Genomic DNA, 25,272 nt, shown 5'->3' on the forward strand with positions numbered 1-25,272 from the left:
ACAGTTTTATAAAAAGAAAAACGAGAAAGCAGCTGTACACCGCTCTCTCGTTTCCTTTATCGTGCAGCTTTTTGTACGTTCACAAGCCCAGCGCCATAATAAAAAGGTTCGCCAAGTTTTGTTGCCGTTTTTGTCAGCCTTTCACGCAATTCATCATTTGTCAGATTCGGATGTTTTGATAGAATGACTGCCGCAGCACCAGCTACATGAGGTGATGCCATAGACGTTCCACTCTTATATCCATATTCGTTATGAGGAATGGTACTTAATGTTGAAACACCTGGTGCTGATACTTCCACTTCTTCCCCAACAGAGGAATCAAAGGCTCTTTGCTTTCGTTGATCCACAGATGCGACTGCCATGACAGAGCTGTATTTGGCCGGGTAATCTATCGTATTAAGTGACCCGTAGCTCCCAGCATTTCCTGCAGATGCGACAATGAGAATCCCGTTGTCATAAGCTCGATCTACCGCTTCTTTCAGCGCCTCCGATTCACTTGCTCCCCCCATACTAATATTGATAACATCCATCTCATTCTCAATCGCCCATTCAATGCCTTTAATGATCCAGCTATAGTAGCCGTCACCATTTTCATCTGCCACTTTCACCGCATAGATCGAAGCTTTTGGTGCCACACCAACGACGCCTACTTTATTATCTAATGCTGCGATCGTGCCTGCAACGTGAGTTCCGTGTTCATGCGGGTCAACGAGCGGATCGGACTCTGTTGGAACAAAGCTGACACCACCAGTTACATGTAAATCTTCATGCTTGCCGTCGATTCCACTGTCAAGAACAGCTACTTTGACATTCTGTCCGGCATATCCTCGTTTATGTACCTTTTGTGCTTTGATGCTTTTGATGCCATAAGGAACGCTTTGACCGCTTGTTTTTGCTTTTTGGTCTTCCTCAATAAAAGTAACTTCTTTTGCTTGATGTAGTTTTTCTTTTGATGCTTCGTTCAACGAAACTTTCATCATATCTATTTTCTCTATTGATTCTTTCACATGACCGCCGGCTTTTTCAACAAGCTGTTTTTGTGTTTTGTCTTGAACGGAAGAAGAAAAACCGATCATATACTCTTTTTTTGCTTGATCCTTTGCAGATACATCTGATGCGCCGAATGTCATCGATGCCAGTAGCATACTTGCCATACAAAGCCCTGCTCCAAATGATTTGACCTTCACGATACCCACTCTCCCTTTCATTTCTTTTTGTCATTTAACTACATTTTTAGACAAAAAGAAACGACCGTTTGTCCTATTTTTTAAAATTTTTCCAATTATTTGATCTACTTGTCACAAAAAAGCAAAATAAAAATGCTTATGATCCTGTTCATAGCGATCATAAGCATTCCTACCTTTATGTTTTTTCATCATATGCTGCAAGGCTTCTTGTTTTGTTTTTGTCTTTCTTTCGTGTGTACTAAAATGCGGCATATTTCCTCTCGATTGTTCTGGATTTCGGCTGTGCTGCCTTTGAAGGTGTTCTCTCTTTTTCTTTGCTTTGCTTTTTCCCATTTCGCAAAACCCCTTTCGTTGTCGTTATGATACATGAACGCACCTAAAAAAGATAGACGTATTCACGCCTATCTCAAATTGTTGACAAAAGGCTAAAATGTACTTGATTTTAGCCTTTTGTCTTCTTTTCAGCGTGATAGAAAACCTTTGCAGTCTAGGAAGGACAGCTACTTTCACGGAGCGAATTTGACATTCGTGAGCACCGGAGCGCAGGACTGACAAAGAATGCGAGGGTTTGTCTACACGCTGAGATAGACGTATACACGCCTATCTTTCTTTTCTCACCATATCAAGATGCGGAATTCCATCCTCATCATAACAATCTGAGACAGCTTCGAAGCCAAACGATTCGTAGAACGATTTCAAATAAGCCTGTGCTTGGATTTTAATCTTTGTTTCGCCTAATACACTGAGCTTTTTTATCGCCTGATCGAGCAGGATCTTCCCGTAACCTTTTTTCCGGCCGGCCTTCGTCACAAGGACACGACCAATGGACGCCTCTTTGTACATGATCCCGCTTTGGAAAATGCGGCAATAAGCGACAATCGTGCCGTTCTCTTTGGCGATGACATGCAGCGCCTCTTGATCACGATGATCAATTTCAGGATAAGGACATGTTTGTTCTACAACAAACACATTCACTCTTTCCATTAAAATCAGGTAAAGGTCCTCTTTAGACAGTTGTTCAAATGTGTGACATGTCCATTTAAGTTGATTCATGATTGATATCCACCTTACCGTAGACTCCGCCTCCGCCAGCGATCAGTCCAACTTCACCTCTTCTTGCTTTGATGATGTAATCGGCTGTTTTCTCAGGCAGGACCGCTTTTAATTCTTGTTCTGTTGCTTGATGAAGAATATTCATCTCTGTATGAAAGACAGCTTTTAACTTTTCTAACGTTTTGGCTCCAACACCCGGAATAAAATGAAGGGGAAGCTGGTGAACATAAGGAGGCCTTATTCCTTTGTCACTTTCTTGGTCAGCAAGCTCCTTTAACCGCTCACTCACCCCTTTTGTCATTCGGGTATGGCCGCATGCTTGGCATTTTTCTTGATCCTGACTGTCAGGTCTTACCCCGCATTTCTCACAGGTCGTATGATAATACTTTCCGAGCCGCGGAGCGAGCCCATAATTTCCAGTGATATTTCTGCCATCTTTACCTTGAAGCGCTAGCTCAAATTCAGCAAAGGAGGCATGATCCATTCGGATCTTAGTATATTCCCGCGCAATTTTCCCTAAAGAATGGGCATCTGAATTTGTTAAAAAAGGATAACGGTTTAGCTCACTTAGCTGGGAGGCCATAGACGTATCACAGCTAAGGCCAAGCTCAACAGCATCAATGAGTTCTGGATCGAATACTTCGGTTAAAGAAGTATTAACCCCTTTGCCGTATAAACTTTTATGCGGCGTAAAAATATGGGCAGGAATAAATAATCCCCCTAGTTCCTTCACCTTATGCTGAAGCGTTCTCCCATCCACATATAAACGCTGTGAACTCAAATGCACATTTTTCATATGAAGAGAAAGCCATGCGGAAAACTCAGACATTTTACGAAGCGTGGGCATAAAGGCAAGCACATGAATCGGACCTTTTGATTGGTCATCATTGATTTCTAGCTCACTGCCTAAAAGCAAAACGGTCTTTCCAAATGATAAACCGCCATCGCTTAGTTCAGTGTATATGCCTTCCTCTACACCTTCTATCAATTCTTCTAGGACTTCAGGAGATTGCGCATCAATCACACCAATCATCCCCATCCCTTTACTTTGAGACGCTTCAATGAGAATCTGGTCAATGGTCAGTGACCTTGCACCTGTAATTTTGACAGCCCTGCCTGTTCTTGTTCGACCAATATGAATATGGATATCTGCAAAGAATTCCCTCATTTTGTAGACTTAAGTACCTCTTGCAATTGTAAGTATTGAATGGCATAGGCTGTTTTCGCATCATAAATATGTTGTTTTTCGATGAGGTGCAGTGCTTCTTCTAGTGAAACTTCCATCACTTCGACAAATTCATCCTCATCCAGCTCTCGTTTCTCTTCAAGTGGGACGAGCTGATCGGCAAGGTAGATATGAACAATTTCATCCGCAAACCCTGGTGATGTATAAAAGGCGGTCAGCTTTTGGAGCGCCTGAGTTGTATAACCTGTTTCTTCTTCTAATTCTCTCAGTGCTGTATGTGCCGGCTCTTCTCCTTTTTCTAATTTTCCAGCCGGAATCTCAACGATGGCTCTCTCCAGTGCTTTACGGTATTGCTTGACCAAAATGATTTTATTTTCGTCTGTACGTGCAATGACTGCTACTGCACCTGGATGTTTAATGATTTCGCGTTTGCCTGGTTTTCCGTTCGGCAATTCTACATCTTCAAGAACCAAGTCAATGATTTTTCCGTTATATAATGTTTTTGACGATAATGTTTTTTCTTCAAAGTCCTTCAATTTTGTCAGCTCCTCGTTCTACTTTCACTTTTTACTTCATTCATTTTAACATAGATGTTTTAGGAGAAGCCAAAATGCGGATGCCTGCTTCAATGCGCCTTTTGAAATCACCTAGCTTGAATTCCAGAATTGTTTCACTTAATGTGAAAGGATAGGAGTGTGATTGAATTGAAAAAAAGACGAATTGGCACCTCTGATCTCTTGGTTAGTGAGGCGGCACTAGGATGTATGTCCCTTGGGACTGAAAAAGAAAAAGCGCTCTCTTTATTAGATGAAGCCATTGATCTTGGGATTAACTATTTGGATACAGCTGATTTATATGATTTTGGAACAAATGAGGAAATCGTCGGGGAAGCCATTAAGAACAGACGCCAAGATCTGATTTTGGCCACAAAAGGTGGCAACCGCTTTGAAAATGGCAAACCTGGCTGGGAATGGGATCCTTCAAAAGCATATATAAAAGAGGCAGTGAAACAAAGCCTGAAACGACTTCAAACAGATTATATTGATTTATATCAATTGCATGGCGGCACAATTGACGATCCAATTGACGAAACAATCGAGGCATTTGAAGAATTGGTTGAAGAAGGTGTCATTCGCTATTACGGCATATCGTCGATCCGTCCAAATGTCATTAAAGAATACGCCAAAAAATCAAACATCGTGAGTGTGATGATGCAATATAGTTTACTCGACCGCCGCCCAGAAGAATGGTTTTCTCTTCTTGAAGAACAAAGCATTAGTGTCGTGGCAAGAGGTCCTTTAGCAAAAGGATTATTAACAGAAAAACCCCTTTCGCAAGCAAGTGCGGCGATTCAAAAGAACGGGTATCTTGACTATTCATTTGAAGAGCTCCAGCAAATCATCCCTTCGTTAAAGAAAGTCGCTTATGACCTATCACTGACAGAGCTGTCCATTCAATACTTGCTCAAGCATTCTGCAGTCAGCTCTGTTGTTTTTGGCGCAAGCTCGGTGAAACAGTTAAAAGAAAATGTGGCAGCGGCAAATGCACGTTCATTAAGCGACCAAGAAGTAAAAGCTTTGTCATATTTCACAAAACAGTCTGTGTATGAGACGCATCGTTTGAATCAATAGAAGACAAATGGAAGAACAGCTTGCCACTTATGTTTTGTTTTAATGTACAACCCTATTGATGGTGCGATTCTGAAATGAAGTGATACGAGGGAGTTAGACGTGTTTTCTCTCAGGCTCATGTAGTATGTATTCATCTCAATAATATAACATAAAAAAGGGAGCATCGTAGCTCCCTTTTTTAACTTTTATACTTTCTCCAGTCTAAATGACTTTCATCTAGCAGCTCTGAGAAGCTTTTATTTTTTTCTTTTTCTTTCTGTTGCCGAAGGAGGTCTTGTCGTTTTTGTTCTTCTCTTTTTTCTGTCTCAGCGGCCAGGTTCTGCTTCATTTGAAGGAGCTGCTGTTTCACATCATCCTTTATGCCGTCCTTTAGCTTTGCTTGATCTTGATTGGTCTTTTTCACTTTGCCTCTCTCCTTTTGCTTTAGTGTATCATCCGTTTTATTTGCTCAGCAAGAGTCACGCCAAACTCCCAACATGTGGTATGATCTTCATAGAAACCCTTCGTAAAGGAAGAATCAGCTTGAAGAAGAAATGGCTCGCTATACTCGCCTTGATATTATTTCCACTCGCTGCAATCGGCATTTTTTTTACCAATAAAATGATGTATATACGAAAATTAACGGATGAAGAGCTCATCAAACGAGAATCAGATGAAGGGCACTATCATCACGAGGAGTTTCAACAGCTGCAAAAAGAGAAAGTTTGTATTCCTTCAGCATTTGGTTACGATCTTCATGGCTATTTTGTACCGCTCCCTCATACAACACGCACCATCGTTCTTTGTCACGGGGTTACCGTCAGTTTGATCAATTCCGTGAAGTATATGAAATTATTCCAAAAGCTTGGATGGAATGTGCTGCTTTATGATCATAGAAGACATGGGATGAGCGGCGGAAAAACAACGAGCTATGGATATTATGAAAAAGAAGATTTGGCTCAAGTCGTCAAGTGGCTGAGAAAAAAGCTTGGGGAAAAAGCAATCATTGGGATACACGGAGAATCGATGGGCGCAGTCACAACTTTATTATATGCTGCAAAACCGGATGCAAACGCCAATTTTTACATCGCTGATTGTCCTTTTGCTTCTTTTGAGGATCAGCTTCTGTATCGATTAAAAACAGATTTTCGTCTTTCAGGACAGTGGATTCTTCCACTAAGTGATCAAGTGTTGAAATGGCGGGACGGATACAGCATTCGACAAGTTTCTCCACTTGATGTAATCGACCAGGTGAAAGAACCTATCCTTTTTATTCATAGCCTCCATGATGACTATATCCCTTGTGAGCAAAGCGAGCAGTTATACGCACGCAAAAAGGGTGATAAACGGCTATTTATTGCGCCACATGGTGCGCATGCGATGTCTTATAGTGACAATAAGGAAGTCTATGAACAAGAGATCGAAGCATTTCTGGAAGCATTTCAATTCAATCAAAATGAAAGAGGAGAATGAACAGCCGTTCGTCTCCTCTTTTTGCTAACTTATACGATAGTCACCACTGTTGTATGGTGTCTGCCCGCCAGCTCCATATGGCTCTCTTCCGATTGCTGCTGACTCATGACCGATAACCCTGCAGTTGCTGCCAATAAAAGAACTATCAAACTCATTTTCATATAAATGACCTCCATTTTGAATTTTTGATATGGCTTGAATTTTCCTTTCGTAATACCGGGTAGAAACTTCAAATAATCCAAGCTCATTATAATAATGAGCCGCATCAAGTGCCAGTTCCTCAATATCTGGGTATAAGCGCTTGTCCTCCAACAAATCTAATGTATCGTCTATGATTTTTATTTCTGCATCAACGTATAATGCTTTTAAAAACTGAAACTTGCAGATGTAAATTTCATCTTCTAATTCACAGGCTTTCATAATACCTTGTTGATAGAGGGTTAACGACTCTTCTATTTGTTTTTGTTTAAACAGGATTTGGGTCAGCATAAATAGTGGGTCTAGAGAGCGATTTAGATGGGTTAAATTCTCCTTTTCAAACACTTCAAGAGAGTCTTTGAGATAGCGACTTGCTGTAGCAAGATCGTTCATTTGGTAATAGCAGTTACCTAAGTTGAAAAGGGCCGAACCTATGACTCGAGGGTTTCCAATTGAGCGTGCTCGCTTTAGAGCATTTTTAAAGTAGGGCAATGCATGTTCATAGCATTTCAAATCATCATAGTTTGCACCGATGACAAATTCACAGTGGATGATTCTCAGCGTGTACGTTCTGTAGGCAGAGTACGTATCTAACGCTTGCAAAGCATAGTGCATCGAAAAGTGGGTTTGTTTCATGTGGTAGTATATTTCTGCTAATTTAAAATAAAATTCTGCTCTTTCTATATCATCTGATATGAGATTGAGCTTTTTTTCTGCGGAACGGTAATAAGCAATGGCACTCAAATAGTTTCTCTGTTCAAATTCAAACATTCCTGTAAAAAAATGAACATAGTATTCAAGCATATCTGTTAATTTGGTCTGCGAATGTTCAATTGTTTCTAGAAGCTTCTTAATCTCCTCATCATTTGAGGCTTTTTTTGCCGGTTCAAAATATTCAAGCATGACCTTATGTCGAAAATCCATTAGCTGGTAAAAAAGCAGCAAGTTCTGATCTTGCTCCATCTCAAGGATTTCCTGCTCGATCTCGGCCTTTAGCTTCTCTGCTTTCATGACATGAAATCCGCAAATCTGCCTATACCATTCGTTTATTTTGATTCCAACCTGAGGCGATGACAGCTTGAGCTTCAATTCACCTTAGCACCTCCCTCCTCATGTACGATACATGTTGTATTCTATCATATTTCCTCGAATGGAAGAAATATGAAATGTCGTTTTTCGTAAAGTTTTCGGTATCCCGCAATAACCGCTTCCATTGCCGATTTTTCGGCATTAACAGTCTCTATTTTTCTCTTTCTACTTTTCTCATTTTGTCGAAATGTTTGTTAAAAATGACTTTTTATCGTTGAAAAATCTCATTTTTCAAATTAGACAGTTCTTCTGTTTGATGAGATGATGATGGCACAAAAAAAGCCCTCTTCAGCAAAGGGCTTATAACACATCTGTTACGTGTTCCATATTCTCTTTTATCCAACTGACTGCTAATTCAAGCGTTGGAAATTCTTCCGTTTCAAATGTGACTTCATCTTGGAGAAGCCAGACGTCCTTTTTTACTGAATCCATTCCACCGATTGACCAGTGCAAAAGGCTATATGGATGATTATTATTTAAAAACGACACCCACGTTTTATTTTGTGCCGTATTTTGTATCACTTTCAGCTTTTGATCCACTACGTTTCCACCTTACTTTACAAGTATACCCATTCTCGGGCTGAGTATTTGTTGAGGACTTTTCAACATAAGTGTATTGGCTTTTTCATTAAAATCAATCGTCATTTCCTCGTCAAAAAACACCTTTTGTGCTGTGTGTATATATAGTTTTAAATGTTGGCTATTTTTAAGTGGTTCCCATTCACCTGTTCTTTCACTTGTTAACCAAAGCATTGGTACGCCACTCACTGCACAGCCACAACCTTCTGAATCGTAGCGAAGCAGTAACTCCTTCGTCTCGTTTCCTGTTTGCTGTTTTTCTATATATGTTTTAGCCAGTTCTGTGATGTGAATATACATGGCGAACATCCTTTTTAAATTGATGCTTACATTGTAACACATAAAACACCATAAAACATGACACACGACTAAATCCGAAAGTCATACTCTTTGAAATACACGCTCTTCTCACTAGGATTATATCTATCTATTGACTCTTTCTGCATCCTGTTTTTTAGAATTATACTGATGACGCTATCCATTTTAAAAGAAGAAACAGGAGGTTTTAGATCGTGAAAAAAAGATTATCTCTCTGCTTTATCGGGGCGCTGATATTGATGTTGAGTTTCACTATGCCAAACACGAAAGCGGCATCTATCCTTGATGAAGTACGAGAAAGCTATGCGACTTATACGGGATCTGGTTACTCAGGGGGCGCCGCTTTATTAGATCCTATTCCCTCTGACATGAAAATTACAGCTTTAAATCCCCATGACTATAACTATAAAGGGGTAAATGCGGCACTTGCAGGGGCTTACCTTGAAGTAACGGGGCCAAAAGGAAAAACCGTTGTGTATGTAACCGATAAATATCCAGAAGGAGCAAAAGGAGCTCTTGATCTTTCTCCTAATGCCTTTACCAAAATTGGCAATATGGAAGATGGGAAAATCCCGATTAGTTGGAAAATTATAAAAGCACCGATTAGCGGAAATGTAGCTTACAGAATAAAAGAAGGTAGCAGTGAGTGGTGGGCTGCGATTCAAGTGCGCAATCATAAATATCCGGTTATGAAAATGGAATATTACAAAGATGGACAATGGGTGAACATGGAAAAGACAGACTACAACCATTTCCTTGGCTTTCATATGGGGTCTACATCTCTTCCTGTTCGAATCACAGATATTCGCGGGGTCATAGTAAAGGATCAATTACCCGCTCTTCCATCTACTGCTGCTTCACAGGCCTATATTGTAAAAGGCAATGTTCAGTTTCCTAATTAACGAGGAGAAGAGGCAGCTTATTTAAGAGCTCCCTCTCTTCCTTCTTTATCCCAGCGATATGCCTCATTTTCTATTTCTTTTATGATTTCATTCTTTCCCGCCATATAGCTTTGTATATTTTCCGGATACTGCTTTGCTAATTGTTCCTTGACAGACGCATACGCTTCAGATCGTTCTGGGTGGATTCTTAAGTAATCTCGAAACAATAAATGTCTTTTCACATCAGGATGATTCCTTTCATACACATGGACATGATGCGTACGATTCAAGCCACCCTTTTGAAAAAAGCGTCTCCCTTTTATACCATTTTCACCGAGCGCTTCGTATCCAAGGTGTTCAAATCTCTCTTTTTTTCTATCAATCTCTTCTATATCGCTTACTTCTATTAATATATCTATAATTGGTTTGGCAACAAGTCCTGAAACTGATGTGCTGCCTATATGGTATCCTTCTATCCAGCTTTTTTGAATGATTTGCTTGAGTCGCTGCTTTTCTTGACGGAATTCTTCATGCCATTCTTTTTTGAATTCGACAACCTCAACCTTGCGTCGCGGTGTCCATTTCATTTTTGATAGGGTGAGCTCTTTTGCCACATGAATGACATTTGTTTCAAAAAACCCTAATTTTTCATATAGCCTTTTTGCAGGGGTGTTTTCTTGCCCTGTGGTCAGCTCTATCGGGACATTCTTTTCCATGATTGTGGACATGAGTCTTGTTCCAATGCCCTGTTTTAGCGCTTTTGGATGCACAGCCAATCGACTAATGATCAAATAATCTTTCAGCTCTTCATAGGAGACTACACCTAATAAGAGATCATCTTGCTCAAAACCAATAAATTGCTCTTTTGCTTTCATGACATCTTGAATGGTCTCTTTTAATGGCGGAAGATCAGCATAGCCAATTTGTTCAGCTTCTTGTTGGTATGCAGCTAGTTGAATATGTAAGATCTGCTTTGCTACATCACTTATTGTGTGATCTAAATGAACAATCATTTCATTGCCCCCAGCTTCTTCACAAATAACACACGGTCTTCATGAATGCCATCGTAATCTGAAAAGACTGAGATGCCATCTACTGTTTTATCTCCCTTTTCTATCTGAAACCCGAGTTTTGTATGGTAAGCAATGGAGACTTTATTGATAGGAGCGGTGACAGCTTTAATGGTTGTTCTTCCTTCCTTTTCAGCCGCTTCATAAAAAGCTTGATAGAGGATTTTACCTATCTTTAATTTACGGTGATCTGGGTGGACGCCAACAAAGTGAATATAGGCTTCATCCGAATGAGATTGCGATAAAAAACCAACCAAAAAGCCGATCAGCTCTCCCTTTTCAACGACAACAAAACTTGTTTGCTGGAAATGTTCAAAAAAGAGCTTTGGCAATTTTGCACGCAAATCTCTGCCTCCCCACCAGCTTTGAATGACGGATGTGACTGCGTAAAAATCTGACGGTTTCACTTGACGTATCATGATGGCCTCGCCCCTTTTTCCATTTTGGCTTTCCTTTGATTCGTTTTTTCTCAAAAATGCGATTGTTTCAATAGTCTACTGTCTGATCAAATGGTTGTAAAGACAGTATGCCCGTCTTTTTTCATGTTCACTTGGTGGTTCTTCGTCTTTCAGCCGTCATCTCCTTTTAAATCTTCACACTTATTTCAAAAAGTTCACTTTTTGTGCGAAAGTTTCATTCATTTGTTATGTTAAGATGGTTCATATAGGAACTGGTACAAATGTTTATTGGAGATGATGAGATTGGTTTGGGTTGTTATTTCGCTTGTTGTGTTTAGTCTTTTAAAGCTGCTTGTCACCTCTTTGCCTTCTGGTGTTGTTGAGCGCCTTTTTAGCCGCTACGCCGTACATGCTAAAGTAACAAGTGAGCAAACAAATATTACTTTTCAAGGTCGTTCGCTTGATGAGCAGCGAGCATCTGAAATCATTCAACATTTTAATGATGCGATCTTTATTGAACGCTATTATATTTACCCTGGTGATGAAGAACGCTTTCTTCATCCGAATGAAGGGCCAGCGCCGCTTACTATGCAAACAAAGCATGGGAAACATGATGTCACCCTTTATCTGTTCCATTATGATGACCATGTGGATGTGGTTCGGCAGTTTACACATAAGCCAAAGAAAAAGCTGATGGCTTATCGTCTGCGTTCTGAACCGCTCCAAACATTCCACAACATGGCACATGCCTAACAATCGTTGCAGCAGACGAGACGAAGTGTTCACCACTTCGTCTTTTTTGTATGGACAGCTTTTGAATGATTTACCAGTATGAATTTCACCTCATGTTGTTTACAATAGATGCAGAACATACGTTCTAAGAGGTGAAGTACAATGAATGAACGAGCCATTCTGCTTGTGGATATGCAGTCATTTTATGCATCAGTCGAGAAGGTGGAGGCGCCTCATTTGGAGAATGTACCGCTCATTGTCTCTGGAGATCCAGAACGAAGAAGCGGAGTCGTCCTGGCAGCCTGCCCTCTCGCGAAGAAACGTGGCGTACAAAATGCATCAAGGTTATGGGAAGCACAGGAGAAATGTCCTGAAGCAGTGGTTGTACGTCCACGTATGCAGCGCTATCTCGATGTCTCTGTCATGATTACAGAACTGCTTGAACAATACACAGACCTTGTCGAGCCATATTCCATTGATGAACAGTTTCTTGATATTACAGGCAGTCTTACACTATTCGGCTCTCCACATGAGATCGCTCAACATATACAAACAACGATTATGAATCAGACTGGCATTTACGCACGTGTGGGCATCGGCCCTAATAAAGTGCTCGCTAAAATGGCCTGTGACCATTTTGCCAAAAAAAACACATCCGGCATCTACGAACTGAGTGCCGACCGGGTTGCCACTGATTTATGGCCGCTTCCAATTGGAAAATTATTTGGCGTCGGCAAACGAATGGAGCATCATTTGAAACGAATGGGTATCAGTACCATTGGCACACTTGCTACTTATCCGTTAGACCGATTAAAAAAACGCTGGGGAATCAATGGGGAGCTTCTGCAGCGAACAGCTTTAGGACACGATCCCTCCCCAGTCACTATTCACACACAGGATCAGCAAAAAGCCATTGGGCATCATATGACCCTTCCCCGTGATTACGCATCTTTTGAGGAGATCAAAGTCGCTCTTCTTGAATTGAGTGAGGAAGTCGCTAGGCGGGCACGTTTTAAGCATTATCTCGGTCAAACGGTGTCTGTTGGTGTAAGAGGGGCTGATTTTTCACATCCAACAGGCTTTCATCGACAAATGAAGCTTCATTCACCGACACAGTATGGCTCAGATATTGCAGAGGTAGCGATTCAGCTATGCCAGCAGCACTGGGATGGCCAGCCCATTCGCAGTGTAGGCATTACCCTCTCACAGCTGCAGCCTGACAGCCACTATCAGCTGACTTTATTTGATCATCATTTGAAGAAAGATCAACTCAGCAAAGTATTTGATGAAATCCATCTGAAATATGGACCTGCGGCATTATTGCATGCTTCGTCACTGACAAGTGCAGGGCAGGCATATCACCGCGCCGAAAAAATTGGCGGGCATTACAAATAACGGAGGCGAACAAGCATGAATCCCAATAAATTAACACCTGGATACAACATCATGTGGGAATCAAGCCGAATGATGCTACCAGAGCACCGGGAGCAACTACTTGCTCAAAAACGAAAGAAAAAAGAATATACACCTCTACCGCTCAGCTCCGATCAGCTAGAGGAAATGAATGTTTTGATCACACAATCGATTACCGAGGATCAAGCGATTTGCGTGACATATATCGCATCCGGTATGAAAGCTCAATTTTGGGGCTGGGTGAAAGCCATTCATTATGAAACACGCCGAATGAAAATCGTGAATGACGAAGATGTTCTAAACCTTTCCTTACATCAAATTATTGCCATCGATCTCAATTGATTTTCGCAAAACGAAAACATGATCATTGAAAAACCCGCTTCGTTTTTCTGAAAAAATCATGACCCATCAAGGCTTAAAACCTTGAAAACGAGGTATATGCTCTTCGAATGAACGGGACGGTTCAAGCTTCTCTGTCATTTGACGGATGACTCCTCCATCAAATTGTGTATTTAATTTGCACAATTTTTCATGTATGATTGGAACATCTTACAAACTCAGGGGAGACACAGCATGAAAAATAACTTACGCACTTTACATCCACTTAGTTGGACGATCATCATCGGCACGATATTTGGCCGAATGGCGACATCCATGAGCATTCCCTTTTTAGCCGTTTATTTGACACAAGTCAAAGGCGCCTCAGCCTCTTCAGCTGGATTGATCATTGCCGTCAGCTCTCTTATTGGGATTGTTGCGAGTTTTTACGGCGGCTATGTTTCCGACCGAATCGGCAGAAAAAAGGTCATGCTTTTATCCATCTTTGGCTGGACACTTGTTTTTGTTGGCTTCGCGTTTGCAGATGCCATTTGGGTCTTCTTTTTTATGAATGCTTTAAATGGACTGTGCCGGGCGCTGTTTGAACCAACGTCTAAAGCACTCTTATCCGATGTCACCCCATCGAGCATTCGGTTGTTTGTCTTTAACTTACGGTATACGGCCATTAACATTGGTGTCATTTTCGGCCCGCTGCTTGGCTTATATCTCGGGTCATCAAAAACGACTTTTCCATTTCTCGTCGCTGCCCTCATTTACTTGTTGTACGGGTTAACGCTGGCATGGCAATTTCAAAAGCATCCAGTGGCTGCTCCAGAAAGCACCAAACAAATCGGTGTCAAAAAAGCTCTTTCCATTATTCAGAAAGATACGGTCTTTAGCATCATCCTCATTGGCGTTACTTTATGTTCATTTGGCTATTCACACCTAAGCTCAACACTGCCTCAATATTTATCGGCATCCCCTATGATTGAGGATGGCCCTAAACTGTTTGGGTATCTTTTATCCTTAAACGCAGTGGTTGTCATTGTCGTTCAGTACCCGCTGATTATGATCGCTAAGCGCTATTCAACGATTTTGTCGTTAACGACTGGAAACGTGCTTCTAGCAGGCAGTTTGTTTGCCATTGCTTTTTCACAAAGTCTCGGTACGCTTGCTTTTATTATTGTCGTGTTTACGATTGGTGAAGTGCTGCTCTTTGCAATGATGGATCTGTTTGTAGACAATATTGCAAAACCTGAAGTGAAAGGATCATACTTCGGCGCAATGGGGTTTTCTCAGCTCGGCAGCGTCGTCGGACCGTTTGTCGGAGGATTGTGTATTGACTTATTTGGCGCAGCCCATCCCCTTTCTATTTTTTCAGTCTTGGCGATTGTCACCGCTGCAGGCGTTCCGTTTTTACTTATCGGATACTACCGCCTAAAAAAACGAACGGCGGCTGCCGTGGCTGTGAAAGTAAGTGGAGGTCATTAAAAAAACCGCTCTCAATTGAGCGGTTTTCTTTATACCCTGCGGATGGCGATCTCTTCCACCTTATGCTGATCGCCTTTTTTTAAAATCAAATCGGCTCTATATTTTGTCGGCAAAATATTTTCATATAAATTTGGCCGGTTCACTGTATTCCAAATCGTGCTTGCCATCTGATCTGCTTCTTCATCCGTCAAATCTTTGTATTGATGAAAGAAGGATTCAGGGTCTTGGAAGGCTGTTTCCCGCAGCAAACGGAACCGTTCTTTATACCAGCATTGAATTTGCGTCTCAGCGGCATCTACATAAATCGAAAAATCGAAGTAATCTGATACAAACACGCGCGGCTCATCCTTCAGATCATCCAGTGCCGGTGATTGCAACACATTGATCCCTTCAATGATGACAATATCTGCATCTTCTACTGTTTCATACACCCCTTCAAGACGGTCATAGGTCAGATGTGAATATACAGGTGCATGCACAGTTTGTTTCCCTGATTTTAATTCATTTAAAAACGAAAGTAGCGCTTTAACATCATAGCTTTCCGGGAAGCCTTTCTTTTCCATCAGCCCCCGATCTTTTAACTCTTTTTGAGGATACAAAAAGCCGTCCGTTGTTACGAGACTCACCTTCAGCCCATCTCCAAGCCTAGATAAAAGCGTTTCAATAATACGTGCTGTCGTGCTTTTTCCGACGGCCACACTTCCTGCAATCCCGATTAAAAAGGGGATTTTCGCATGATGCGGGTAGTTTAAAAAAGCATTGACATGCTGATTTTTTTGTTTTTCTGCAAAGACATGTAATGTCAGAAACCGAATAAGCGGTATGTAAATATCTCGAACTTCTTCTAGCGATAAGTAGTCGTTTAATCCTTGAAGTGCTCTCACTTCTTCTTCTGAAACAGATACCGGCATATATTCTCCAAGAGCGGCCCATGCCTCTCTCGTATGGCGTGTATATAATGTATTAAAATCTAGTCGTTCGTCACCCAAAGTCTTTCCCACCAATCTAAACTAAACTCATAACCAAAAAGACGATAATCCGATTGTAGCTTAAAATGAAGGCGCTGTCTTTATTTTTCAACGAAAGTTTGCTTCTTTTGCGAAAAAAAAGCATTAAATAAAGGAAAATGAGGGTAAATAAGAGTATTCAGTTTGATAGATAGAAGGGAGCACACCAAATGAAATATGTGATGATTGGCGGAGATGCAGCAGGAATGAGCTGCGCTATGCAAATATATAGAGAGGATCCAGACGCGCAAATTGTAGCTTTTGAAAAAGGAGAGATTTTCTCATATGGACAGTGCGGACTCCCCTACTTGATCGGCGGTCTCATTGATCATCACAGAAAACTCATCGCACGCAGCGCTGAAACTTTTCGTGACAAATACGGAATTGATGCCAGATGCTTACACGAAGTGATCTCAATTGACCCGGAGCAAAAAACAGTATCGGGTATTCATTCTAAAACAAAAGAACCCTTTACAGAAACGTATGACCGCCTGTTAATTGCGACAGGAGCAAGCCCCGTCACACTTGATCTAGACAGTCATTCCTTAGAAGGTGTCCACGTATTAAAAACAATCCCGCATGCGCTGTCTATTTTAGACAATCTAAAAAAAGACGTCACACATATCACGATCATCGGCGGAGGATATATCGGCTTAGAAATGGCAGAAAATTTAAAAGCGCTAGGAAAAGACGTTCATATCATTCAGCGGGGTACAGCACTTGGCCCAGGCTTTGATCCCGATATAGCAAAATATCTGAAAGAAGAAGCGGACAATCAAGGCATTCAAGTAGTACTTGGTGAAACAGTGCAAAAATTAAAGGGCAAGACACATGTAACAGCTGTTCAAACAGACAAGCAGACCATTGAAACAGATATGGTCATCATCGCCGTTGGTGTCACTCCGCAAACATCCTTTTTAGACAGCACAGAAATTCAGCGACTTCAAAATGGTGCAGTTGTTGTGAATAAATACATGCAGACCAATGTACAAGATATCTATGCGGCGGGTGACTGCGCAGCAACCTATCACCGTATCAAAAAGGAACTGGACTATATTCCGCTCGGCACGACAGCAAATAAACAAGGAAGAATCGCAGGCTTTCATATGACAGGAACAAACCGCGCGTTTCAAGGCGTAACCGGCACAGCGGTGATGAAATTTATGGACGTGACAGCGGGACGAACGGGTTTATCAGAGAAAGAAGCAAAAGACGCGGGCCTTCCTTTCTCCACCATCACCATCGACAGCACTGACCACGCTGGATATTACCCAGATGCAGAGAAAATGAAAGTGAAACTGATTTATAGAAGCGATGATCACACCTTGCTTGGCGCACAAATCATCGGTAAAGAAGGTGTTGATAAACGAATTGATGTCATGGCAACGGCTCTTTATCAAGGGCTGACTGTGACAGACCTTGAAGATTTAGATATTAGCTATGCCCCTCCTTTTAACAGTGTATGGGACCCACTTCAGCAAGCGGCAAGACGAATATAGAAAAAGGAGTGAAGCCATTGACCATTCAACAAATTGCTACTATTGAAATTCCTGTGACTGATATCCCCCGGGCTGTCTCTTGGTATGAACAGATTTTAGAGATGATCGTTCTACATCAATCAGAAGAAGCCGCCATGCTCACTTTTACTCATGGCGAGGGACCTTCTTTTTATCTCGTCAAAACAAAACACGAGAAACGAATCTACTTTATGAACTCTTTTACAGGAGTTCGGCATAGTATGATTGATTTATTTGTGAAGGATTTAAAAAACTTTCACCAGTATTTAAGCGAGCATAACGTCACCGTATCGGATATTCAAATATTAGCTGACCCAGACTTAGGCGGTTTTAGCTTCGAAGATGTTAATGGCAATGTCTTTGGCGTCACCAATATTAAGCCCCATCAAACAAAAAAAGAAACCAGCCTGTGACCGGTTTCTTTTTTTGTTATTTTTTCATCATCGCTTTACGTGCTGCTTTTTCAAATAAAAACGGGAATAATTGATACAATTTACTGCCAGCATTCATCCATCCTGGTAAATTAATCTCTCTTTTTTTCTTCATCATGGCGGATACGACCTTCCCTGCTACCTTGTCAGCACTGAGCATCATAAAATCAACATTTTTCACATATTCACCACTGCGGTCTGCAATGGTAAAGAAGTCTGTGGCAATCGGTCCTGGATTGACGGTTGTGACATGAATTCCACTGTCTGCCAGCTCCATTCTGAGGCTGTTTGAAAATCCGAGAACCGCATGTTTTGATGCGGAATAGATGGCGGATTTAGGGGTGGCAATTTTGCCTGCCTGTGACGCAATATTGATAATATGTCCCTTCCCTCTTTGTTTCATCTCAGGAAGGACCTTTTTTGTGCAGGCAATTAAACCAAAGACATTGACCTCAAACATCGACACCATTTCCTCAATGGATGCGTCCTCGACGAGATCGAACACACCAAAGCCGGCATTGTTCACCAAAATATCAACAGCACCCACTTGTTGATAGGCTTGATCAATGTCCTCAAGCTGACTGACATCAAGCTGAACGATGTGACATACGCCGCCAGCACTTATAATCTTTTCTTGTACACCTGTGAGCTTTTCAATTCGTCTTGCCGACACAATGATTTCTGCTCCTTCGGCTGCTGCCAAGTACGCCATCTTTTCACCAATACCGCCTGAAGCACCTGTAATCCATATTCTCTTTCCTGTTAGTCGCCCCATTTATTTCACTCCTTCATTTGCTCGATAATAGAGGGTTCCGTCTTTTTGCACTTCTTCAATTTGTCCAGCCGCTAAAAGCACATCAAGCTGTCCGACTGTCTCAGACATTGTCAGAAATAATGCTTCTTCATACAGGCCCGGAAATAGGGTGCGACAAAGATGAAAGGCGGTCATTTCCTTTCGTTGAAGCAGCTGATACATCGTATTTGCCCGTTTTTCCTGTTTTTTAAATCTTTCTTCGATCAATTCGTGATGAGAGGTAATGAGCTGGCCATGCCCTGGATAAATCGCCTGAATGGGCAAATGCAATAAACGCTTGAGTGATGCTTTATATTGAAGCAGCGATTTTTGACGTTCTGTTCCTTTCACCGGCGCTTCCATTAACGGATTGGAAGAAATGGTCGTAAGCAGCAGATCACCGCCGATGAAATTCCCTGTTGTTTCATCTAAAAAAGAAAGATGAGATTGTGCATGTCCTGGGGTCTCCAGCACTTGGAAATGCTCATGTCCCTTCAAACGATCACCTTCTTTTATGACGTCATCGACATGTGCCGTACATGAATATGTATAGGACTGCCTCACAATTCTTTCACACTCTCCTTGACGAAGCGGCACACCTAACTGCTGAAAAAAATCATTCATAAAATGGATTTGACGCTGTTTAAACGCTGCATCCTGACTAATATAGGGCTCATTCAACTCATGTCCGATGACACGGACATGGGGTTTCATCAGATCTAAAAGACCGACATGATCTGCATGATGATGTGTCAAAACCACTTGATCAATATCATCTATTGATAAATGATGTTCCTTTAATTGCGTGACAAAGGCATGCTGCGCCTCTTGTGTCATCGGTCCGGAATCAACTAAGGTCACGGCATCGCCTTTTAATACATATGCATGGACATCCCCCACCGCAAACGGTGTAGGGATGGATAATTGAATCATTTCTTCTTTCACTTTTATACGTCATCTCCTGATTTTTGACTCATAGATCATCTGAACTTCCTCTTCTTTATTCATTGTATCTTGCAAAGGGCAGACTGTCATGCGGTTTAGATGGTCAATTTTTTTATCTCTCCCTATTGACACAAACTTGTCCATCGTTGCATAATGAACAACAAATATAAGATGCGCGATGACAAGGATTAGTAAGCAAAATAACGATGCAAGAGAGTGAGGTCCGCCGGCTGTAAGACTTCACCATCCTCTTATTTGCTGAACCTGCCCTTTGAGCTGTTAGGCAAACCTAAACGTTTCCCGCGTTAAGGGACTAGAGCTGAGTATGTATGATTGCATGCTAATTGAGGGTGGTACCGCGAAAAACCTTTCGTCCTTTGCAGACGAGAGGTTTTTTTATTTTCTACAAGGAGGAGCAGCTTATGAGTAAAATTGGATTTATTGGTGCAGGCTCAATGGCCGAGTCTATGATTAAAGGTCTTTTAAAGAGCGGCATTATGTCAAATGAAGATATCATTGTCACAAATAAAACAAATGAAAAACGATTAGAAGAATTACATGCACGTTATGGAGTCAAAACAGATTTCGCTCGTTCCTTTATTTATGAAGAAGCCGATATGCTGGTGTTTGCTTTAAAACCAAAAGATGCGGAAAGTGGCATTTCTGAAGTAAGGCCCCATTTAAATGGACAGCTGATTATTTCTATTTTAGCGGGCATTTCTATTGAAACCATTCAGCATTATGCTGGCGCAAAAACGGCGGTGGTTCGTGCCATGCCAAATACATCAGCGGCCATACAACAATCAGCTACTGGCATTGCTGTCAGTGATGAAGTCACAGAGGCGCAAAAGGAAAAAGCAGTTCAGCTGTTTGAAACGATCGGTCATGTGACGGTTTTAGATGAATCACAACTGAATGCGGTCACAGCGATTGCAGGCAGCGGTCCTGCCTTTATTTATCATTTGATTGAAGGAATGGAGCGAGGTGCATCGGAACTTGGGATGGACCAAGAAACAGCGAAATTGCTCATTTGTCAAATGATTGCAGGCGCTGCAAATATGCTTCAGGATAGCGGTAAGGAACCTGCTGAATTGCGCAAAGAAATTACGAGCGAAGGTGGAACGACAGAAGCAGGACTTAATACCCTTGCTTCCTATCAATTTGAAGAAGCGATTGTCGATTGTGTGAAAACAGCGACAAAACGCGCAGCAGAATTAAACGACATGTTTTCAGCGAGTACGTATAAGTAAGTGAGAAAAGCACCTGCCTTGATGACAGGTGCTTTTCATCTATCACTCGATGCTCTCATGGACATGATGGCTTTGATTTGATCGAGGTGATGAATTTCATGTAAAGCAATGGTTTCAGCTAAAATTTGGACTGTCATCATCCCTTCTTCAGGATGGAGGCCTGAAAAATCCCATGTATCCTTTTCTAATAGCTGCAGTGTTTTGTTTCTGCTTTCTTTTAGGCGTTCAATCAATGCACTGACCTCTTGTGCGGTATACATTTCATAAGCTCTTCCCTTCACATATATCTCTGGATCATATGATGCGAAAAGCGTGTGCTCATTTGATATTGCCTGCTCTATCCGCTCTGACCAGACTTCTTCTGTATCATACAAATGTCCAACAATTTGTTTAATCGACCACTTGCCTTCCCCAAAAGATTCATCTAATGTAGCCTCATCACATGTCCATACTAACTCCTCAAGCTTACGCAAACTCTCATGAAGTGATCTCATGATCTCTGTTTTTGTTAGTACTCCTGTTTTCACTCTCACAATCCCCCTTCAAATATATGTAAGTATTATTCTATATCATACTCTATTTCTTTAGACAGAAGGTGATTGATATCAAGAAAAGCCCTATCATGACGATAGAGCTTTCACTTAATTCTTTTCTAATAAAGCATGAATTGTTGATTGTAAGAGCGACGGCAAAACGCCAAAAGAGAATGGGACATGCAGCCGTTCTGTCCATTTGTGCGCATCCTTTCCTAATGGACCAACGTTGATGACAGGAACGTTAAGAGCTTCTTTTTCTCCTTGTGGTAACGAGTAACCTTTTTGGTATAGCGGCATGTTGGCTGTATAATCCTCTATATCTTGATTTTCAAGCTGTAAGTAGCTTAAATCAGATAAACCAGGAAAATATTTGACTTCTTCTACTTCGATTCCATAGATCTCTTTTGCTTCTCTTTGAATCTTCTTTAAGGTCGTTTGAATATGCAGATCATCTGTTGAAGAAACAGATGGGTAAAATGGCGGACTATAAAACAACACAATCAGTGCTCCATCTTCCTTACAAAGGGTCGTCAGTTCTGATACAATTTTGGTTGAAAAATCACGATCCCCTAGCTCACCCCGGTTGGCAAAGGCGTAGTTGACAATTCGCTCGACCTCCTGCTTGCCGGATCGTTCAGCAGCTTTTTCGTACAGCTCATGATACGTTAACACCGTGATGTTTGTATCGATGGGTGTAAAATGTTTAAAGCGTTGAAATGCAGCGGTTTTCTGTTTGAGATTGGCTTCGATTTGGGCTGCTGCTTGTTTCGCAGTTTCATAGAGGAGCCCGTGAAGCTCTTCACTAGAGCGGTTCATCATCAGCACATTAAATAAAGAAACAGCCGTGTGAGGCGTTTGAACAGAGTAAGCTTCTTTCAAATCCTTTTGCATCAAATTGGTCGGAGGTGGTGTCACTTCACCATCTACTTCCTCACAATAATCACTATTCAGTTCTAACAGCCTGTTTAATTCAGATACCATAAAATTTGCATTTAATCCTGAGAAGGGCTCACCTACATGTGTTTCAATTCCTTTGCAGAAAAATCCCGCAAGTACCTTCCCTATACTACCTGTATAGATGTATTGGTGCGCATCCCCGGGATACTTTTCAAACATCGGCTCACTGTTTAAACACGCGGTATAATCAAGGTCATACTTCTGCTTGAGCTCCTTTAGTTTCGGAACAGCCTCCAGCATCCCCTGTGAATTCACTTCTTCATCTGGCACTGTGACGAGCAGAATATTTCCTTCAAACCTCCCCGCCATGGCTCTTTCTAGCATGGAAAGCTGGACAGTCAGGCCTGCTTTCATATCCATGGACCCTCGTCCAAACAGCCAGTCACCTGAAGCTAAATCCTCTCTTGCCCTTTTTGGAAGAAGTGCACTTTTTTGAGAAAAGGACGCCATTAACTCTTCGGGCTTACACGCCATATTTTGAAATTCTCCGTAATCCTCTGTATCCACGACATCAAAATGGCTGAGGAGTAAAACAGTACGTGGCAACGTACTTCGTTTGACAAGTGCCGTTAAAAAATACCGGCCATCTTTCATTGGATGCAAAGCCAAGTGATCAGGATGCTGTTCAAAATACGGCCGCTCCCTCAGCAAGTAATATAAATATTCCGCTAATGCGACTTCTCCCGTTGTACCAGATATGCTTTCATACTGCATAAGAGCTGTGAGTAGCTCCTTTAGTTCACTTTCCGTTTGCCATTTCATCCGTTTATCCCCCTTTGATGTCCATATCTTTCATTATACAAAATCATGTACAAAAGCTATATGGTTTGAGCACCTTTTATGACGAATGTTTGAATGGCTGTTATAATCGGCTATACCATTCTATGAGGAGGCGAAGGTAATTGGAAACAAAGCTTTTTTCACCTTGGACATTAAAAGGTGTCACACTCAAAAACCGCATCGTCATGTCCCCGATGTGTATGTATTCATCCTATGACCGTGATGGAAAATTACAGCCTTTCCACTTTGCACATTATATTTCCCGTGCGCAAGGTCAGGCCGGATTAATTATGGTCGAGGCAAGTGCTGTTTCACCTGAGGGAAGAATTAGTGATCAGGACCTCGGAATTTGGAGTGATGAGCACATTGAAGGATTTGCCTCATTAAACGAACAAATCAAAGCGTACGGAACAAAAACGGCCATCCAGCTAGCCCATGCAGGACGCAAGGCTGAGCTAGATGGTGACATTCTTGCTCCATCCAGCATTCCATTTGACGAGCAATCTAAAACACCTCTTGAGATGTCTATCGATCAAATAAAAGACACAGTTCAGGCGTTTCAAGATGCCGCTGTCCGCGCCAAGAAAGCTGGATTTGACATCATTGAGATTCATGGTGCGCATGGCTATTTGATTAACGAATTTCTCTCACCGCTTGCCAATCACCGGACAGATGAATATGGCGGTTCACCAGAAAATCGTTATCGCTTCTTGAGAGAAGTTGTTGATGCAGTCAATGAAGTGTGGGATGGACCATTATTTGTCCGTGTATCCGCTTCTGATTACACAACAAAAGGACTAGATATTGCAGATTATATTGGCATTGCCGCATGGCTGAAAGAGCAAGGAGTCGATCTAATTGATGTGAGCTCAGGCGCTGTGGTGCAAGCCAGTATTAAAACATTCCCCGGCTACCAAGTCACCTTTGCTGAGAAAATAAGAGAAGGTGCCGGCATCCAAACAGCCGCTGTTGGTATGATCACATCTGGTGTACAGGCCGAAGAAATTTTACAAAATCAGCGTGCTGACTTGATCTTTATCGGCAGAGAATTTTTACGGGATCCGTATTTCCCAAAAACAGCCGCTAAAGAGCTTCGTACATCCATCGAAAGCCCGCGCCAATACGATCGCGCTTGGTAACATCTTTAAGCAAAAAGGTGTCTATTTTTTGAAATAGGCATCTTTTTTGTTTTTAAGAGAAACATCTTTGCCTTTTGTGCCGTCTTTTAGCTAAAGAACCACTTAGAGGAGATGGAAGAATGAACTCGGCATTGATTGAAAGAACGTATCATATAGATGGACATCACTTTTATACAAGGCATCGTCAAGGAAAAAAGCAAGCCACCATTATTTTTGAAGCAGGATATGGAATTTCAGGCGATACGTGGGCGAATATCGCTCGTGATATTGACCCAGAGCTTGGTGTTTTCTTATATGACCGTTTAGGTAATGGAAAAAGCAGCGAAAGCAAAGAAGGAAGAACTTTGCATGATCTTGCGGATGATTTAGATACACTCTTACATCAAGCCAATATTCAGCCGCCATTTCTCATTGTGGCGCACTCATTTGGCTCTCTTGTCAGCCGCTTATGGGCAAGCCGCAGAAAAGAAGATGTTATCGGTATGGTCCTTCTAGACCCAGCAAGTGAGGAGCAAGAGCAGGTCATTCTGCCGCTCTTATCAAAGGAAGAACGCACTTCATATATGGCGCAGTTCACAGCAGAATGTACACATGAGGACTTTGAGCAAATGCTGCGTACGATCAAAGAGGAGCAAACGCATTATGGGATGATGCCCCTTCTTGTCATTTCATCAGGCAAAAGCCGCTTGTTTCATCCAGCACATGAAGCTTGGCTCAGGCTTCATAAACGAATGCTCACATTGTCATCCCAAAGCGGATGGATTCAGGCGCAGAACAGCTCGCACTATATTCATCACGATGAACCACATATTGTGCAGCTTGCCATTTATGATGTATGGTGTGCAGCAAAACAGCCTGCCACTTATTATCAAACAGCCAACTAAAAACAAAAACTCCTTGACCGGACATCAGTCAAGGAGT

General features: G+C 41.7%; 28 protein-coding genes and 1 other annotated feature. Of the genes, 12 read left to right on the forward strand and 16 right to left on the reverse strand.

All coding sequences use genetic code 11. The features are described 5' to 3' along the window. Positions 1–56 precede the first annotated feature (56 nt). From V7L95_RS17505 to V7L95_RS17525, 5 genes are all read right to left on the reverse strand, one after another. Positions 57–1,187, reverse strand: a complete 1,131-nt coding sequence (locus tag V7L95_RS17505; RefSeq protein ID WP_008344415.1) for a S8 family peptidase — start codon at positions 1,185–1,187, stop codon at positions 57–59. Between the two features lie 111 nt (positions 1,188–1,298). Then, positions 1,299–1,520: a hypothetical protein gene (locus V7L95_RS17510; protein WP_008344413.1), complete on the reverse strand. Its 222-nt coding sequence runs from the start codon at positions 1,518–1,520 to the stop codon at positions 1,299–1,301. A gap of 267 nt (positions 1,521–1,787) precedes the next feature. After that, entirely contained in the window at positions 1,788–2,240 is a 453-nt protein-coding gene (locus tag V7L95_RS17515) for a GNAT family N-acetyltransferase (RefSeq protein WP_046527215.1), read from the reverse strand. Then, a complete protein-coding gene (locus V7L95_RS17520) occupies positions 2,227–3,408 on the reverse strand; it encodes a TIGR00375 family protein (protein WP_050827375.1) in 1,182 nt (393 codons plus the stop codon). Before V7L95_RS17520 ends, V7L95_RS17515 begins: the two co-directional genes overlap by 14 nt. Continuing rightward, on the reverse strand, positions 3,405–3,962 hold the full coding sequence (locus V7L95_RS17525) for an NUDIX hydrolase (RefSeq protein WP_024718940.1): 558 nt from the start codon (positions 3,960–3,962) through the stop codon (positions 3,405–3,407). Before V7L95_RS17525 ends, V7L95_RS17520 begins: the two co-directional genes overlap by 4 nt. Positions 3,963–4,130: 168 nt before the next feature. On the opposite strand from V7L95_RS17525, the gene V7L95_RS17530 reads away from it, so the two are divergent. After that, a complete protein-coding gene (locus V7L95_RS17530) occupies positions 4,131–5,057 on the forward strand; it encodes an aldo/keto reductase (RefSeq protein WP_035702855.1) in 927 nt (308 codons plus the stop codon). Positions 5,058–5,235: 178 nt separating this feature from the next. On the opposite strand, the gene V7L95_RS17535 is transcribed toward V7L95_RS17530, so the two are convergent. Then, a complete protein-coding gene (locus V7L95_RS17535) occupies positions 5,236–5,460 on the reverse strand; it encodes a YqkE family protein (RefSeq protein WP_008343840.1) in 225 nt (74 codons plus the stop codon). A gap of 119 nt (positions 5,461–5,579) precedes the next feature. Between V7L95_RS17535 and V7L95_RS17540 the strand changes: the two genes are divergently transcribed. Continuing rightward, a complete protein-coding gene (locus tag V7L95_RS17540) occupies positions 5,580–6,509 on the forward strand; it encodes an alpha/beta fold hydrolase (protein ID WP_080987801.1) in 930 nt (309 codons plus the stop codon). A gap of 24 nt (positions 6,510–6,533) precedes the next feature. Here the strand turns inward: V7L95_RS17540 and V7L95_RS17545 are convergent, their stop codons facing one another. From V7L95_RS17545 to V7L95_RS17555, 3 genes are all read right to left on the reverse strand, one after another. Continuing rightward, positions 6,534–7,796 (reverse strand): tetratricopeptide repeat protein, encoded by a 1,263-nt coding sequence (locus V7L95_RS17545; RefSeq protein WP_024718943.1) that lies wholly within the window; start codon positions 7,794–7,796, stop codon positions 6,534–6,536. A 300-nt stretch (positions 7,797–8,096) separates the two neighbouring features. Next, positions 8,097–8,336: a YqkC family protein gene (locus tag V7L95_RS17550; RefSeq protein ID WP_008343836.1), complete on the reverse strand. Its 240-nt coding sequence runs from the start codon at positions 8,334–8,336 to the stop codon at positions 8,097–8,099. Between the two features lie 12 nt (positions 8,337–8,348). Then, positions 8,349–8,675 (reverse strand): iron-sulfur cluster biosynthesis family protein, encoded by a 327-nt coding sequence (locus tag V7L95_RS17555; protein ID WP_024718944.1) that lies wholly within the window; start codon positions 8,673–8,675, stop codon positions 8,349–8,351. Positions 8,676–8,887: 212 nt separating this feature from the next. Here V7L95_RS17555 and V7L95_RS17560 point away from each other — a divergent pair, with 212 nt between their 5' ends. Next, positions 8,888–9,595 (forward strand): expansin EXLX1 family cellulose-binding protein, encoded by a 708-nt coding sequence (locus V7L95_RS17560; protein WP_212047036.1) that lies wholly within the window; start codon positions 8,888–8,890, stop codon positions 9,593–9,595. A gap of 17 nt (positions 9,596–9,612) precedes the next feature. Here V7L95_RS17560 and V7L95_RS17565 read toward each other — a convergent pair whose 3' ends face one another. Both V7L95_RS17565 and V7L95_RS17570 read right to left on the reverse strand, forming a co-directional pair. Next, entirely contained in the window at positions 9,613–10,587 is a 975-nt protein-coding gene (locus tag V7L95_RS17565) for a GNAT family N-acetyltransferase (RefSeq protein WP_340967585.1), read from the reverse strand. After that, on the reverse strand, positions 10,584–11,063 hold the full coding sequence (locus tag V7L95_RS17570; RefSeq protein ID WP_072367798.1) for a GNAT family N-acetyltransferase: 480 nt from the start codon (positions 11,061–11,063) through the stop codon (positions 10,584–10,586). Before V7L95_RS17570 ends, V7L95_RS17565 begins: the two co-directional genes overlap by 4 nt. A gap of 282 nt (positions 11,064–11,345) precedes the next feature. Between V7L95_RS17570 and V7L95_RS17575 the strand changes: the two genes are divergently transcribed. From V7L95_RS17575 to V7L95_RS17590, 4 genes are all read left to right on the forward strand, one after another. Continuing rightward, a complete protein-coding gene (locus V7L95_RS17575) occupies positions 11,346–11,795 on the forward strand; it encodes a YfmQ family protein (RefSeq protein ID WP_024718948.1) in 450 nt (149 codons plus the stop codon). Between the two features lie 141 nt (positions 11,796–11,936). Continuing rightward, positions 11,937–13,169: a DNA polymerase IV gene (locus V7L95_RS17580; protein WP_340967588.1), complete on the forward strand. Its 1,233-nt coding sequence runs from the start codon at positions 11,937–11,939 to the stop codon at positions 13,167–13,169. 15 nt (positions 13,170–13,184) lie between these two features. Continuing rightward, the gene (locus tag V7L95_RS17585) at positions 13,185–13,529 is read left to right on the forward strand and encodes a YolD-like family protein (RefSeq protein ID WP_007501076.1); all 345 of its coding nucleotides are present in this window, start codon (positions 13,185–13,187) and stop codon (positions 13,527–13,529) included. Between the two features lie 231 nt (positions 13,530–13,760). Beyond that, positions 13,761–14,996, forward strand: a complete 1,236-nt coding sequence (locus tag V7L95_RS17590) for an MFS transporter (RefSeq protein WP_008343828.1) — start codon at positions 13,761–13,763, stop codon at positions 14,994–14,996. A 29-nt stretch (positions 14,997–15,025) separates the two neighbouring features. Here the strand turns inward: V7L95_RS17590 and coaA are convergent, their stop codons facing one another. Then, on the reverse strand, positions 15,026–15,985 hold the full coding sequence (gene coaA / locus V7L95_RS17595; protein WP_008342294.1) for a type I pantothenate kinase: 960 nt from the start codon (positions 15,983–15,985) through the stop codon (positions 15,026–15,028). A 188-nt stretch (positions 15,986–16,173) separates the two neighbouring features. Here coaA and V7L95_RS17600 point away from each other — a divergent pair, with 188 nt between their 5' ends. Both V7L95_RS17600 and V7L95_RS17605 read left to right on the forward strand, forming a co-directional pair. Next, the gene (locus tag V7L95_RS17600) at positions 16,174–17,502 is read left to right on the forward strand and encodes a CoA-disulfide reductase (RefSeq protein ID WP_340967592.1); all 1,329 of its coding nucleotides are present in this window, start codon (positions 16,174–16,176) and stop codon (positions 17,500–17,502) included. An 8-nt stretch (positions 17,503–17,510) separates the two neighbouring features. Further along, positions 17,511–17,933 (forward strand): VOC family protein, encoded by a 423-nt coding sequence (locus V7L95_RS17605; protein WP_227820666.1) that lies wholly within the window; start codon positions 17,511–17,513, stop codon positions 17,931–17,933. A gap of 16 nt (positions 17,934–17,949) precedes the next feature. Here V7L95_RS17605 and V7L95_RS17610 read toward each other — a convergent pair whose 3' ends face one another. Both V7L95_RS17610 and V7L95_RS17615 read right to left on the reverse strand, forming a co-directional pair. After that, positions 17,950–18,726, reverse strand: a complete 777-nt coding sequence (locus tag V7L95_RS17610) for an SDR family oxidoreductase (RefSeq protein WP_340967594.1) — start codon at positions 18,724–18,726, stop codon at positions 17,950–17,952. After that, positions 18,727–19,689 carry an MBL fold metallo-hydrolase gene (locus V7L95_RS17615; RefSeq protein WP_340967595.1) on the reverse strand — a complete coding sequence of 321 codons (963 nt, stop codon included), beginning with the start codon at positions 19,687–19,689 and terminating at the stop codon, positions 18,727–18,729. A 169-nt stretch (positions 19,690–19,858) separates the two neighbouring features. Continuing rightward, positions 19,859–20,070, forward strand: a binding site (T-box leader). A gap of 41 nt (positions 20,071–20,111) precedes the next feature. Here V7L95_RS17615 and proC point away from each other — a divergent pair. After that, positions 20,112–20,939 (forward strand): pyrroline-5-carboxylate reductase, encoded by an 828-nt coding sequence (proC, locus tag V7L95_RS17620; RefSeq protein ID WP_008342285.1) that lies wholly within the window; start codon positions 20,112–20,114, stop codon positions 20,937–20,939. 35 nt (positions 20,940–20,974) lie between these two features. On the opposite strand, the gene V7L95_RS17625 is transcribed toward proC, so the two are convergent. Both V7L95_RS17625 and V7L95_RS17630 read right to left on the reverse strand, forming a co-directional pair. Continuing rightward, the gene (locus V7L95_RS17625; RefSeq protein ID WP_035390754.1) at positions 20,975–21,466 is read right to left on the reverse strand and encodes a DinB family protein; all 492 of its coding nucleotides are present in this window, start codon (positions 21,464–21,466) and stop codon (positions 20,975–20,977) included. 114 nt (positions 21,467–21,580) lie between these two features. Then, positions 21,581–23,194, reverse strand: coding sequence for a M20/M25/M40 family metallo-hydrolase (locus V7L95_RS17630; RefSeq protein ID WP_058214168.1), 1,614 nt, complete (start codon positions 23,192–23,194; stop codon positions 21,581–21,583). A gap of 140 nt (positions 23,195–23,334) precedes the next feature. On the opposite strand from V7L95_RS17630, the gene namA reads away from it, so the two are divergent. Together namA and V7L95_RS17640 are read left to right on the forward strand one after the other, a co-directional pair. Next, entirely contained in the window at positions 23,335–24,351 is a 1,017-nt protein-coding gene (gene namA / locus V7L95_RS17635; protein WP_024718910.1) for an NADPH dehydrogenase NamA, read from the forward strand. Between the two features lie 119 nt (positions 24,352–24,470). Beyond that, on the forward strand, positions 24,471–25,235 hold the full coding sequence (locus tag V7L95_RS17640) for an alpha/beta hydrolase (RefSeq protein ID WP_008342277.1): 765 nt from the start codon (positions 24,471–24,473) through the stop codon (positions 25,233–25,235). The last annotated feature ends 37 nt before the right edge of the window (positions 25,236–25,272 follow it).

It is taken from the genome of Bacillus sp. PPSBB_11 (genome assembly GCF_038023285.1).
GTDB lineage: Bacteria > Bacillota > Bacilli > Bacillales > Bacillaceae > Bacillus > Bacillus altitudinis.